11 protein-coding genes are annotated in these 13,671 nt (G+C 65.5%); 8 read left to right on the top strand and 3 right to left on the bottom strand.

Going from position 1 to position 13,671, the window contains the following annotated elements; translation table 11 throughout:
* Positions 1 to 11: 11 nt before the first annotated feature.
* Positions 12 to 1,259 (bottom strand): tyrosine-type recombinase/integrase, encoded by a 1,248-nt coding sequence (locus MU449_RS10485; protein WP_244738034.1) that lies wholly within the window; start codon positions 1,257 to 1,259, stop codon positions 12 to 14.
* 125 nt (positions 1,260 to 1,384) lie between these two features.
* Between MU449_RS10485 and fdhD the strand changes: the two genes are divergently transcribed.
* Genes fdhD through mobA form a run of 3 tightly spaced genes read left to right on the top strand, consistent with a single transcriptional unit; the run spans position 1,385 to position 5,052 of the window.
* A complete protein-coding gene (gene fdhD, locus MU449_RS10480) occupies positions 1,385 to 2,182 on the top strand; it encodes a formate dehydrogenase accessory sulfurtransferase FdhD (protein WP_425310361.1) in 798 nt (265 codons plus the stop codon).
* Positions 2,183 to 2,219: 37 nt separating this feature from the next.
* Positions 2,220 to 4,526 (top strand): FdhF/YdeP family oxidoreductase, encoded by a 2,307-nt coding sequence (locus MU449_RS10475; protein ID WP_244738032.1) that lies wholly within the window; start codon positions 2,220 to 2,222, stop codon positions 4,524 to 4,526.
* On the top strand, positions 4,492 to 5,052 hold the full coding sequence (gene mobA / locus MU449_RS10470; RefSeq protein ID WP_244738031.1) for a molybdenum cofactor guanylyltransferase MobA: 561 nt from the start codon (positions 4,492 to 4,494) through the stop codon (positions 5,050 to 5,052). Before MU449_RS10475 ends, mobA begins: the two co-directional genes overlap by 35 nt.
* 3 nt (positions 5,053 to 5,055) lie before the next feature.
* On the opposite strand, the gene MU449_RS10465 is transcribed toward mobA, so the two are convergent.
* Positions 5,056 to 5,751 carry a glutathione S-transferase N-terminal domain-containing protein gene (locus MU449_RS10465; protein WP_244738030.1) on the bottom strand — a complete coding sequence of 232 codons (696 nt, stop codon included), beginning with the start codon at positions 5,749 to 5,751 and terminating at the stop codon, positions 5,056 to 5,058.
* A gap of 63 nt (positions 5,752 to 5,814) precedes the next feature.
* On the bottom strand, positions 5,815 to 6,645 hold the full coding sequence (locus MU449_RS10460) for a lipase family protein (RefSeq protein WP_244738029.1): 831 nt from the start codon (positions 6,643 to 6,645) through the stop codon (positions 5,815 to 5,817).
* Between the two features lie 138 nt (positions 6,646 to 6,783).
* On the opposite strand from MU449_RS10460, the gene metZ reads away from it, so the two are divergent.
* From metZ to glyS, 5 genes are read left to right on the top strand one after another with little or no spacing between them, the layout of a single operon-like run.
* The gene (metZ, locus tag MU449_RS10455; RefSeq protein WP_244738028.1) at positions 6,784 to 7,965 is read left to right on the top strand and encodes an O-succinylhomoserine sulfhydrylase; all 1,182 of its coding nucleotides are present in this window, start codon (positions 6,784 to 6,786) and stop codon (positions 7,963 to 7,965) included.
* 60 nt (positions 7,966 to 8,025) lie between these two features.
* On the top strand, positions 8,026 to 9,096 hold the full coding sequence (folE2, locus tag MU449_RS10450; RefSeq protein ID WP_244738027.1) for a GTP cyclohydrolase FolE2: 1,071 nt from the start codon (positions 8,026 to 8,028) through the stop codon (positions 9,094 to 9,096).
* A gap of 39 nt (positions 9,097 to 9,135) precedes the next feature.
* Entirely contained in the window at positions 9,136 to 10,584 is a 1,449-nt protein-coding gene (locus MU449_RS10445; protein ID WP_244739037.1) for a TrkH family potassium uptake protein, read from the top strand.
* Positions 10,585 to 10,640: 56 nt separating this feature from the next.
* Positions 10,641 to 11,549 (top strand): glycine--tRNA ligase subunit alpha, encoded by a 909-nt coding sequence (locus tag MU449_RS10440; protein WP_244738026.1) that lies wholly within the window; start codon positions 10,641 to 10,643, stop codon positions 11,547 to 11,549.
* Between the two features lie 10 nt (positions 11,550 to 11,559).
* Entirely contained in the window at positions 11,560 to 13,653 is a 2,094-nt protein-coding gene (gene glyS, locus MU449_RS10435) for a glycine--tRNA ligase subunit beta (RefSeq protein WP_244738025.1), read from the top strand.
* Positions 13,654 to 13,671 lie beyond the last annotated feature (18 nt).

Genomic DNA, 13,671 nt, shown 5'->3' with positions numbered 1-13,671 from the left:
CACTGCCATCGTTAGATCGCACCTAGATAAGTTGCCCATTCCTCCATCAATGGTCGTCGTTGCTCGAGCAAGTCGCTTCTTTGATACGCCCGGACTACTGCGTTTGGATTTTTGTGCGCCAGAGCTGCTTCTGCAACTTGGTCCGAATATGTGGTGTTTTCGGCAATCCAAACGCGGAAGGTCGACCGGAGGCCATGGGGCACAGCTGGCTTGTCAGACCGCGAGTCTCGCCATCCACGCTCGCCACGTTCTTCAGCATTCTCCTGCATCCTTCGCATGACGGCAGAGATTGTCATGTCAGAGATCGCGCGCTGCTTTCTCGATGGAAACATCAGATCGACACCTGCCTCGCGGGGCAACCCAGACACAAATTTTACTGCGGCTCTGCTCAGTGGCACATGGTGCTCCTTGCCCATCTTCATTCGCTCTGCAGGGATGCGCCATGTCTTGGACTTTAGGTCGATCTCCGACCAACGTGCACCTCGCACCTCCCCGGATCGGGCGCCAGTCAAGCATAGGAACTGTAGAGCCAAAGCACCCTGGCCGGTGAGCGACCGAAGTTTCGCGAACCACGCTGGAACTTCGGCTACTGATAGAGCCGGATGATGACTCTCCTTCTTAATTTTGCTTGCCGAAGGGAGAAGTGCATCCAAGTTGCCCTTCCACCGGGCCGGATTATCACCTACGCGATGCCCTTGAACTGACGCCCACGTTAGAACATTTTCAATCCTGCCCCGGAGACGTGAAGCCGTTTCCGTTTTTGTTGCCCAAATCGGTTGAAGCACCTCCAGAACGTCGTTCGTAGTAATGTCCTTGACGGCAAGGGTGCCGAGTTTCGGAACAGCTAAGCCTGTCAGCGTCGATGCGATCTGTGCACGATGTTTCAGGTTGCTGTATTGGTTTAAGCGTCCTGTGCCGAGGAACTGCGTGACTGCTTCAGAGAAGGTAATGTCTTTTCGCTGTTTTTCTTTCAGGCGCCGTCGGGCCTCGGTCTTCTCCTCTACCGGATCGATACCCGCGTCGATCTTGTTACGCAGCGCACGAGCTTTCTCTCGCGCATCGGCCAAGCTAACCTGTGAAAAGGATCCTAGACCGAATTCTCGGCGCTTCGCGCCCACTGTCATCCGCAAGATCCAAGACCTATTGCCTGCAGCGCCGACGCTGAGCATGAGGCCGGGCACACCGCCTACTGTATGATATCCAGTCGTCTTGATGTTTTTGACGGCCAAAACGCCCAGTTCTTTAGCTATCTGCGGCATCTCTATCCCCCCATCCATCCCACCATCAGGTGTTCAACTCGATGCCGGAAGGTGCAGGGGAATGCAATCAACGATGTGGTCAAATTATTGATAGGACTGTATGTTAACACGACTAAAGCATCCTTATGCTCTCGTATGCAACTTTAAGTTGGCGGACACCGCTTCCGCCAGAAGGTTCCGCCATGACACCCCGCCCCCTTGCCGATGAAATCGCGATCGCCATCAGTTATGATGCGACGACGCAGGCGGTCATGATGGCCACGCCGCAGGATCTGACCGATTTCGCGCGGGGCTTCACCCTGACCGAGGGGATCGCCGCGCTGGACGATATCCGCGAGATCGAGGTGGCCGAGGTTCCTGACGGGATCGACCTGCGCATGTGGCTGGCGCCGGAGGCGGGGGCGCGGCTGGCGGCGCGGCGGCGGCGGATGGTGGGGCCGGTGGGCTGCGGGCTGTGCGGCATCGATTCGCTGGCCGAGGCGATGCGCCCCATGGCCCCCGTCACGACCGACCTGCGCCTGACGCCTGCCGAAGTGGGCCAGGCCATCGCGGGGCTGCGCGATCATCAGCCGCTGCACGATGCGACGCGGGCGGTCCACGCCTCGGGCTTCTGGCATCCGGCGCAGGGCATGGTCGCGGTGCGCGAGGATGTGGGGCGGCACAACGCGCTGGACAAGCTGGCGGGGGCGGTGGCGTCGGGCGACGTGGCGGGGGCGGTGCTGATGACCAGCCGCGTCTCGGTCGATCTGGTGCAGAAGGTGGCGGCCCTGGGCGCGCCGGTGCTGATCGCCGTGTCGGCGCCCACGGCGCAGGCGGTGGAACTGGCGATGCGCCTGAACATCACCGTCATCGGTCTGGCGCGGGGGGAGGGGTATCATGTCTTCTCGCATCCCCAGCGCGTCGGGGAACAGATGCCGGGCTGAGATCGTTGGCCCGCCAGCCATATGGGAGGGCACGCCAATGACCGACCGTTCCGCCAAGGAGCAGGACCCCCGCACCCCGTTCTATGATCACCCGACCGGCGGCTGGGGGTCCGTCCGCAGCGTCCTGAACCAGTTGGGTCACGGCAATGCGGGTCTGTCGGCGCTGGACACGTTGTGGCATCAGAACAAGCCGCGCGGGCACATGTGCACCTCTTGCGCCTGGGCCAAGCCCGCGCATCCCCATCTGGCGGAGTTCTGCGAAAACGGGGCCAAGGCCACCGTCTGGGATCACACCAAGACCCTGTGCGGGCCGGATGTCCTGTCGCGCCACACCGCGACCGAACTGCGCACCTGGGGGGATCATGAACTGGAGATGCTCGGCCGCCTGACCCACCCGATGCGGTTCGACGCGGCCACCGACCGCTATGTCGAAACCACGTGGGAGGAAGCCTTCGCCGCCATCGGGGCCAAGCTGCGCGGGATCGACCCGAAGGCGGCGGTGTTCTACGCCTCGGGTCGGGCCAGCCTTGAGACGTCCTATCTCTGGGCCCTTTATGCGCGGGCCTATGGGCACAACAACCTGCCCGACAGTTCGAACATGTGCCACGAGACGACCAGCGTTTCGATGAAGAAGCGCATCGGATCGCCCGTGGGGACCTGCATTCTGGACGATTTCGAACATTGCGACCTGCTGATGTTCTTCGGCCAGAACACCGGATCGAACAGCCCGCGGTTCCTGCATCCGATCCAGGCGGCACGCAAGCGCGGCTGCAAGGTCATCGTCTTCAACCCTGTGCGCGAACGCGGCCTGATCGAGTTTGCCAGCCCGCAGAATCCGGCACAGATGCTGACGGGGCAGGCGACGTCGATGTCCGATCTGTATCTTCAGGTGAAGCCCGGCGGCGACATTGCGGCCATCGCCGGCATCGCCAAGCACCTGTTCGCGATGGAGGCGGCGCAGGGCGGCGTTCTGGACCACGGGTTCCTTGCAGAGCATACCCACGACTTCGCCCCCTTCCGCGACTGGGCCACCGCGCAGGTGTGGGAGGAGATCGAGGCGACCTCCGGCATCGACCGCGCCGATCTGGAACAGGTGGCCGAGGTCTATGCCGTGTCCGAACGGGTGATCGGCGTTTACGGCATGGGCCTGACGCAGCATGTGCATGGCGCGAAATCCATTGGCATGTTGATCAACCTGCTGTTGATGCGCGGCAACATGGGCCGCGAGGGGGCGGGTATCTGCCCGGTGCGCGGCCATTCCAACGTGCAGGGTCAGCGCACCGTGGGCATCGCGGAAAAGCCCGAACTGGTGCCGTTGGACAAGATCGCCCAGCAGTTCGACTTCGATCCCCCCCGCGACACCGGCATGACCACGATCGAGGCGGTGCAGGGCGTGCTGGACGGCACGGTGAAGGCCTTCGTCAGCCTGGGCGGCAACTTTGCCCGGGCGATCCCCGACCAGGGCCATGCCGACCCCGCCTGGTCGAAGCTGGAAATGAACGTGCAGATCGCAACGCGTCTCAACCGCTCCCACACGCTGGTGGGGGATGGGACATGGCTGCTTCCCTGTCTGGTGCGGGGCGAGGTGGATCGGCAGGCCAGCGGCCCGCAGGCCGTGACGATGGAGGACAGCCTGAGCCACATTCACGGCTCCATCGGGCGGCGTCCTGTGGCGGCGCCCACGCTGCTGTCGGAAGTGGCGATCGTGGCCGGTCTGGCCAAGGCCACGCTGGATGCGAACCCCAAGCTGCGCTGGGACGACTGGACCGGCGATTACGGGTTGGTGCGCGACCTGATCGCCGAAACCTATGCCGAGCAATTCCACGACTTCAACGACCGCATGTTCCAGCCCGGCGGCTTCTATCGCGGCAATGCCGTGCGGCATCGGGAATGGAAGACCGAAAGCGGCAAGGCCGAATTCACCACGCCCGAAGGGCTGAGCGCGCTGGGCCATGTGCCGTCGGAGGCGGTGTTCACCCTCATCACCCTGCGGTCGAACGACCAGTTCAACACCACGATCTATGGCTTTGACGACCGTCTGCGGGGGCTGAAGGGGGACCGGAAGGTCGTCCTGATCTCGCCCGCCGACATCGCCGCATTGAACCTGCGCGAAGGGCAGAGTGTCATGCTGGTCTCCTCGGTGGACAATGGCGACCGGCGGATGCCGCTGCGGGTCACGGCCTATGACTTGCCGCGCGGCTGTGTCGCGGCCTATTACCCCGAGGCGAACGTTCTTGTGCCGCTGTCGGCGCATGACGAGGAATCGAAGACGCCCGCCTATAAGGGCGTGCCCGTCAGGATCGAGGTGAATGAGGATCGCAGGACTGGTTCTGGCCGGGGGTGAAGGCCGCCGGATGGGCGGGGCCGACAAGGCCCTGCTGCGCCTGAACGGCGCGACCCTGGCCGATCACGTCATTGGCCGCCTGGCGTCGCAGGTCGCGGTGATGGCCGTCAGCTATAATGGCGATTCGGGGCGGTTTTCCCTGCCGGTGCTGCCGGATGCGATGGCGGGGCAGGGACCGATGGCGGGCATTCTGGCGGGTCTGCGTTGGGCAAGGGCCATGGGAGCGGACCGCATGGCCACGGCCGCGACGGACACGCCTTTCTTTCCCGCCGATCTGGTGGCCCGTCTGGCAGAGGCGGAGGCCCCCGTCGCCTTGGCTGCGGGGCCGGATCGCCTCCATGCCACCTTCGGCCTCTGGACCCCGGCGCGCCTGCCCGAACTGGAGGCCGCGATGCAGGACGGCGAACGCAGCATCCGCCGCATCGCCGGCCGCCTGGGCATGGTCGAGGTATCGTTTCCCGACGATGCCGCCTTCTTCAACATCAACACCGCCAAGGATCTGGCGGACGCGAACGCCCGCCATTAGGGGTCAGCGTTTGCCGAACAGGTGCTTTTGCGCCTCGCGGTCTTGGGCGGCATCGGTGCGCAGGTCGGCCCCGACCTTGTGGCCCTTGGCAAAGGCGGGCCGCGCCTCAAGCGCCTTCAGCCAGCGGGCAAGGTTCGGCTTGTCGTCCAGCGTCTGCTGCTGCTTTTCCCACCCCATCGCCCAGGGCCAGATCGCGCAGTCGGCGATCGACACGAAATCCCCCGCCACGAATTCGCGGTCCGCCAGACGTTTGTCCAGCACGCCGTAAAGGCGCGCCACTTCGTTGCGATAGCGGTCCTTGGCATAGGGCAGGTCGTTCGGCGGGTCCATCGCCGGGGCATAGGACAGGAAGTGGTGCGCCTGACCGGCCATCGGGCCGACGCCGCCCATCTGCCACATCAGCCACTGGTCCACCTCCACCCGGTCGCGTTCGGTGGGGCCGCACAACTTGCCCGTTTTGCGCGCCAGATATTGCAGGATCGCGCCGGATTCGAAGATGGAGATGGGCGCGCCGTCCGGCCCGTCGGGATCGACGATGGCGGGCATGCGGTTGTTGGGCGCGATCTTCAGGAAATCGGGGGCGAATTGCTCGCCCTTGCCGATGTTGATGGGATGGACGGCATAGGGCAGCCCCATCTCCTCCAGCGCGATGGTGATCTTCTGTCCGTTCGGGGTGGGCCAGTAATACAGGTCGATCATCGGGATCCTCCTTCAGGATGCATCGCCCGGATGGTAGCGGGCGACGCCCGCATGGCCACCCCGTCAGGCGCGCAGCATCGGTGCGGGGATGCGCAGACCCGCCCAGCGGGCGCTGGGCGCGGGCAGCGCCACGTGCAGGCGCGACAGGGGCAGATCGTCCGGCCGATGCAGGAAATGGCGATAAAGCCGGAACAGGCCGGGCCGACGATACCCCGACCAGTGGCAGATGCGGCGTTCCGGCGGACGGGTGGGAAAGCCCAGTCCCGCCAGCGCCAGCCGATGGTCGGGCGCATCGATCTGCACGGTCGCCATGCGCGGGCCGGAGGGCATGGTCCCCAGCGTGCGACGGCCCGACAGCGGGGCCACAAGCGCCTCGTATAACAGGTCGTAGCCGTCGTTTTCCCGGCTGGTGACGTTCAGAACCTCGGTCTGCCGCCCGGTCAGGGCGGCGTCGGCGGTGTCGCGGAACGCGGCCCCCGCCAGAAGCACCATCCGCGCGACATCCTGCGGACCCAGATGGCACAGGGCCGTCAGCGCCACCTGCGCCCCCAGCGAATGGGCGAAGATGTTGACCGGCCCGTTCGGACGCACACTGCGGACCAGCCGTGCCAAGGCCAGACCCGCCGCCGCCGCACGGGCCTGCGCCCCCCAGATCGTGCCCTGCGCGTCCCAGCCGAACCCCACGCACAGCCCGGCTTGCCCGCGCCCGAAGCCCAGACGGCGGGGCCAGCCCTCGGCCCCCAGAATGTGCAGATGCGGGTCGTCCCGCCCCCCGTCGGGCGCCCAGCGATAGCCGTGGACGAGGATGGTGGTCGGGGTGCCCCGGGGCGGGCGGGGCCAGGCGCCGCATTCCGGCACGGGCCGGTCGTTCACGGCATTGACGGCCAGCAGCATCTTGGCGCCCCCTTCGTCCCATTGCCCCAAGGGTCGCGCGGTTTCGCGAAGGGGGAATGACGCGGGCGTGAAGGATTGACGACGACGCATGGCGGGCCTAAGCCCGAAGCGAAGCGCGATACCGCAAGGAGGCATGTCATGGCCGAGGATTGGAAACCCCGCACGAAACTGGTGCACGCCGGCAGCCGCCGCAGCCAGTATGGCGAGATGGCGGAGGCGATCTTCCTGACGCAGGGCTTCGTCTATGACAGCGCCGAACAGGCGGAAAAGCGGTTTGTGGGGATCGAGGGGGACGAATTCATCTATGCCCGCTATGGCAACCCCACGACGCGGATGTTCGAAGAACGCATCGCCGCGATCGAGGGGGCGGAGGACGCCTTCGCCACCGCCTCGGGCATGGCCGCGGTCAACGGCGCGCTGGTGTCGATCTGTCAGGCGGGGGACCGGATCGTGGCGGCCCGCGCGCTGTTCGGGTCCTGCCTTTATATCCTTGAGGGGATTCTGGGCCGCTTCGGGGTGGAGATCGTGCTGGTGGACGGCACCGATCTGGACGCATGGCGCAGCGCCGTGACGCCGGGCACGAAGGCCGTGTTCTTCGAAACCGTATCCAACCCCACGCTGGAGGTGATCGACGTCAAGGCCGTGGCCGAGATCGCCCTTGCGGCGGGGGCGCTGGTCATCGTGGACAACGTCTTTGCCACGCCGATGTTTTCGGACGTGATCGGCCTTGGGGCGGATGTGGTGATCTATTCCACCACCAAACATATCGACGGGCAGGGGCGCGCGCTGGGCGGCGTGGTTCTGGGCACGACCGACTTCATCCGCGGCACGCTGGAGCCGTATATGAAGCACACCGGCGGATCCATGAGCCCGTTCAACGCGTGGATCATGCTGAACGGCATGGCGACGCTGGACCTGCGCTGCCGGGCCATGGCCGACAGCACGTGGAAGATCGCGCAGGCGCTGCAGGGCGACGCCCGTCTGTCCCGCGTGATCCATCCGTTTCTCGACGATCATCCGCAGCAGTCGGTGGCCCGCGCGCAGATGTCGGAAGGCGGCACGATGATCGCGTTCGAACTGGCGGCGGGCAAGGAGGCGGCGTTCCGGTTCCTGAACGCGCTGGAGATCGTGAAGCTGTCGAACAATCTGGGCGACGCGAAATCTATCGCCACCCATCCGGCCACCACCACCCACCAGCGTCTGCCCGACGATCAGAAGGCGACGCTGGGCATCACGCCGGGTCTGATCCGCCTGTCGGTCGGGCTGGAGGATGCCGACGACCTGATCGCCGACATTCGCGCCGCGCTGGACGCGATCTGACTTGGGAAAGGGGCGCCGCTGCCTTATATTGGCGGCGCCAAACCCATCAGGGGAACCGCCATGAACGTCCGTCCCGACATGCCCCCCACCCGCGAGGAGGCCGAGGCCGCGCTGGCCACCTTGCGCGCCTTCACCACCCAGGCGACCGAGGATGACATCGCCGCCCTGCAACTTCCGGCGGTGTTGCGGGCCTATCCCGAACTGTCGCGCGCCTATCCCGAGGGGTTCGCGGCCGATGCGGCCTATCTCGCCAGCCTGCCCGACCTGCAGAACGGTCCGGCCAGCCTGATCGTCGGCGCCAAGGCGGTGATCCAGCATGTCGGCATCTCGAACTTCCGCCTGCCCATCCGTTACCGTCTGAAGGCGGGGGGCGATCTGGTTCTGGAAACGTCCGTTACCGGCACGGTCAGCCTTGAGGCGGAGAAGAAGGGCATCAACATGAGCCGCATCATGCGGTCCTTCTATGTCCATGCCGAACGTGATTTCTCCATCGAGGTGATCGAACACGCGCTGGACGATTACAAACGCGATCTGGGCAGCTTCGATGCGCGCATCCAGATGCGCTTCTCCTATCCCACGCGGGTGAAATCGCTGCGGTCGGGGCTGGAGGGGTGGCAGTATTACGACATCGCGCTTGAGCTGGTGGATGTCGCGGGCCAGCGCAAGAAGATGATCCATCTGGATTATGTCTATTCCTCCACCTGTCCCTGCTCGCTGGAACTGTCGGAACATGCGCGGCAGACGCGGGGGCAGTTGGCGACGCCCCATTCGCAGCGGTCGGTCGCGCGTCTGTCGGTGGAGATGACGGGCGACAGCCGCCTGTGGTTCGAGGATCTGATCGAGATCGCGCGATCCGCCGTGCCGACCGAAACGCAGGTCATGGTCAAGCGCGAGGATGAACAGGCCTTTGCCGAACTGAACGCCGCCAACCCGATCTTCGTCGAGGATGCCGCGCGGTCCTTCTGCGCCGCCCTGCAGGCCGACGCCCGCGTGGGGGATTTCCGCGTGGTGGCCAGCCATCAGGAATCGCTGCACAGCCATGACGCCGTGTCGGTGCTGACCGAAGGCGACACCTTCGCGCAGCAAAGTCTGGATCCGCGCCTGTTCACGACCCTGTTCCATGTGGGGTGAGGCATGACGGCGGTCGTGGGCCGCCCCCGACGGACGGGGCTGATCGACCTGCGCCCGGTCGGCTATGTCATCGGGCTGATCGTGGCCTTTCTGGGCCTGATGATGCTGGTGCCCATGATGTTCGACTACCGGGCTGGAAACGGGCATTGGGAGGTGTTTCTGCAATGCAGCCTGCTGACCATGGTCACGGGCGGGATGGTCGCGCTGGCCTGCGCCAACGGCCCGCGCAAAACGCTGAGCTTGCAGCAGATCTTCATCCTGACGGCGGGCGTCTGGGTCGCAATGCCGCTGTTCGGGGCGCTGCCCTTCCTGATGGGCGCGACCGAGGCGACGCTGACCGATGCCATCTTCGAGGCGGTATCGGGCGTGACCACCACCGGCGCCACGGTGTTCGCGGGGTTGGACGACCTGCCCGTGGGCATCAACATGTGGCGGGTGATCCTGCATTGGTTGGGCGGGCTGGGGATCGTCATCGTCGCCATGCTGTTCCTGCCGGTGATGAAGGTGGGGGGGATGCAGTTCTTCCGCTCCGAAGGGTTCGACACGCAGGGAAAGGTCCTGCCACGGGCGATCGACATTTCCAGCGCGCTGATCCGCATCTATGTGGGCATGACGGTGCTGTGCGCGCTGACCTACAACGCGCTGGGGATGAGCGGGACGGACGCGCTGATGCATGCGCTCTCCACCGCCGCCACGGGGGGCTTCTCCTCCTATGACGCGTCGTTCGGGGCGTTTCCGGCGCGGCTGGAACTGGCCTGCACGGTGTTCATGCTGGCGGCGACGCTGCCCTTCATCCGCTATGTCCAGATGGTGAACGGGCATTACGCGCCCATGTGGCGCGATCCTCAGGTGCGGGCCTATCTGCGATGGAACCTTTATGCCGCAACGGCGGTGACGGCCTATCACGTCCTTCGGGACGGCGCGCCGATCCTGACATCGGCGCGCGAGGCGCTGTTCAACGTCGCGTCGGCCTTTTCCGGCACCGGGTTCGTCAGCACCGATCTGACGCAGTGGGCAACGTTTCCGTTCATGATCCTGATCATCGTCGGACTGATCGGGGGCTGCACGTCGTCCACCGGCTGTTCGGTGAAGGTCTTCCGCTATCAGATCCTGTTCGAGGCGGTGAAGGTCCAGATCCGCCGCCTGCATTCGCCGAACGCGGTCATCGCCGTCCGTTATGATGGGCGGGTGGTGGAGCGGGACGTGATGGATTCCGTGATCCTGTTCTTCACCATGTTCATGCTGACCTTCGGCGTGCTGGTCGTGCTCTTGTCGCTGGCGGGTCTGGACGTGCGCGCCTCCATCACTGCCGCCTGGACCTCCATCGCCAATGTGGGGCCGGTGTTCGGGGCGGGCGTGGGGCAGACGGGGGCGCTGATCGGCTTTCCGGTGGCGGCGAAATGGGTGATGATCATCGGTATGCTGCTGGGCCGGTTGGAGCTGTTGACCGTGTTCGTTCTGCTGATGCCGCGCTTCTGGCGGGGATGATTGACCCTTGCGCGCCGCCGCCCTATGCAGGGGGCGCTTTGACCAAGGGGCCCGTCATGACCACACCGCCGCGCAGCTTTCAGGAGATCATCCTTCGCCTGATGACCTATTGGGCGGGCAAGGGCTGCGCCATCCTGCAACCCTATGACATGGAGGTGGGGGCGGGGACGTTCCACCCGGCGACCACGCTGCGTTCGCTTGGATCGAAGCCCTGGGCCGCGGCCTATGTCCAGCCGTCGCGCCGTCCGACCGACGGGCGCTATGGCGAAAACCCGAACCGGCTTCAGCACTACTATCAGTATCAGGTGATCCTGAAGCCCTCGCCCCCCGATCTTCAGGCGTTGTATCTCGGATCGTTGCAGGCGATCGGCATCGACATGGCGCTGCACGATATCCGTTTCGTTGAGGATGACTGGGAATCCCCGACTTTGGGCGCCTGGGGTCTGGGATGGGAGGTCTGGTGCGACGGGATGGAAGTGTCGCAATTTACCTATTTCCAGCAGGTCGGCGGGCATGACTGCAAGCCCGTGTCGGGCGAGCTGACCTACGGGCTGGAGCGTCTGGCGATGTATGTTCTGGGCGTGGATCACGTCATGGACATGCCGTTCAACGATCCGGACAGCCCGACGCCCCTGACCTATGGCGACGTGTTCCGGCAGGCGGAGCGGGAATACAGCCGCTGGAACTTCGATGTGGCCGACACCGCCACGCTGCTGCAACATTTCAAGGATGCCGAGGCCGAGTGCGGGCGCATCCTGTCCGCGCCCGAAACGGATGCGGCGGGGCGCACCATCGTCATGGCCCAGCCCGCCTATGACCAGTGCATCAAGGCCAGCCACCTGTTCAACCTGATGGACGCGCGGGGCGTGATCTCCGTCACCGAACGTCAGGCTTATATCGGGCGGGTGCGCGCGCTGGCGAAAGCCTGCGCCGACGCTTTCGTCACCACCCCCGCCGCGAACTGAGGGAAACACCATGGCCGATCTGCTGCTCGAACTGTTTTCCGAGGAAATTCCCGCCCGTATGCAGGCCCGCGCGCGTGAGGATTTGCGCAAGCTGGTAACGGATGGACTGGTGGAGGCGGGTCTGACCTATGCCTCGGCCGGGGCATTCTCCACCCCGCGCCGTCTGGTGCTGGCGGTGGAAGGGCTGGCCAAGGAATCCCCCACCGTGCGCGAGGAGCGCAAGGGCCCCAAGGCCGACGCGCCCGAACAGGCGCTGGCGGGGTTTCTGCGGGGTCTGGGGATCACCGACGCCGCCCCCGTCATGGCGCTGGCCGGTCAGCCGTCGGGCGCGCATGTCCATCTGGACGGCGTCGTGGTGGAGGTGCGGGACGACAAGAAGGGCCAAGTCCTGTTCGCCCGCGTCACCAAACCGGGCCGTCCGGCGGTCGATATCGTGGCCGAGGTGGTGGAGCGGACGATCCGCGCCTTCCCCTGGCCCAAGTCGATGCGTTGGGGCAGCGGCACCTTGCGTTGGGTGCGCCCGCTGCATTCCATCCTGTGCGTGATGAGCGATGACGCCGGGTCGGACGTGGTGCCGGTCACGGTCGATCACCTGACCGCGGGCAACACGACCGAGGGGCACCGTTTCATGGCCCCCGCGCGGTTTGCGGTGACCAATTTCGACGATTACCGCGCCAAGCTGTCCGCCGCGCATGTGGTGCTGGACAGCGCCGAGCGGGAGGCGATCATCTGGAACGACGCGACCAACGCCGCCTTTGCCCAAGGGCTTGAGGTGGTGGAGGACAAGGGTCTTCTGGCCGAGGTTGCGGGCCTTGTGGAATGGCCCGTGGTGCTGATGGGCCCGATCGGGGCGGACTTCCTCGACCTGCCGCCGGAGGTCCTGCAGACCTCGATGAAGGAGCATCAGAAGTTCTTTTCGGTCCGCGCCCCCTCGGGCCGGATCGAGCGGTTCGTGACGGTGGCCAATCGCGCGACGGCGGATGACGGGGCGACGATCCTTGCGGGCAACCTGAAGGTTCTGTCCGCCCGCCTGTCGGATGCGAAGTTCTTCTGGGAAAACGATCTGCGCCGCGTGAAGGCCGACGGGATGGAGGGGATGGCCGCCGGTCTTGCCGATGTGACCTTCCACAACAAGCTTGGAAGCCAGGCCGACCGGGTGGACCGGATCGCCGCGCTGGCCCGCACGCTTGCCCCGCAGGTGGGCGCGGATGCGGGTCACGCCGAACAGGCCGCCCGCATCGCCAAGGCCGATCTGCAATCGGCCATGGTGGGGGAGTTTCCGGAGCTTCAGGGCCTGATGGGCACCTATTATGCGCGCGCCGCCGGCCTGCCCGATGCGGTGGCCGAGGCATGTCAGGCGCATTATTCGCCGCTCGGCCCCTCCGACGCGGTGCCGACCGCGCCCGTCTCGGTCACCGTGGCGCTGGCCGACAAGCTGGACACGCTGACCGGCTTCTGGTCCATCGACGAAAAGCCCACGGGTTCGAAGGATCCCTTCGCGCTGCGCCGTGCCGCGCTGGGCGTGATCCGGCTTTTGGTGGTGAACGATACCCGCCTGCCGCTTCTGTCGGTGGGCGATGCGGACCTGCTGTCGTTCTTCCATGATCGCCTGAAGGTGTTCCTGCGCGATCAGGGCATCCGCCATGACGTGATCGACGCCTGCCTTGCCATGCCGGGCAGCGACGATCTGACCCTGCTGGTGAAGCGGGCGACGGCGCTTCAGGCCTTCGTCGTGACCGAGGATGGGACGAACCTGATCCAAGGTTTCCGCCGTGCCAACAACATCGTGGGCCAGGCCGAGGCGAAGGACGGGGTCGAATATTCCTTCGGCGCGGATGCGAAATTCGCCGAAACCGATGCGGAGCGTGCCTTGTTCGCCGCACTGGACGATGCCCAGACCCGCATTGGCCCGGCCATGGAGGCGGAGGATTTCGCCGCCGCCATGCAGGCGCTTGCCGCCTTGCGCGCCCCGATCGACGCGTTCTTCACCGAGGTGCAGGTGAACGTGGATAATCAGGTGCTGCGCCGCAACCGCCTGAATCTGCTGCACCGCATTCGCGCGGCCTGTGCGGGCGTGGCGGATCTGACCAAAATCGCGGAGTAGTCGGCGCGCGCGGGGCCT

The organism is Falsirhodobacter halotolerans (assembly GCF_022899245.1).
Lineage (GTDB): Bacteria > Pseudomonadota > Alphaproteobacteria > Rhodobacterales > Rhodobacteraceae > Falsirhodobacter > Falsirhodobacter halotolerans.
The sequence above is the reverse complement of the archived record's forward strand: the minus strand, read 5'-3'. Positions and strand labels throughout refer to the sequence as shown.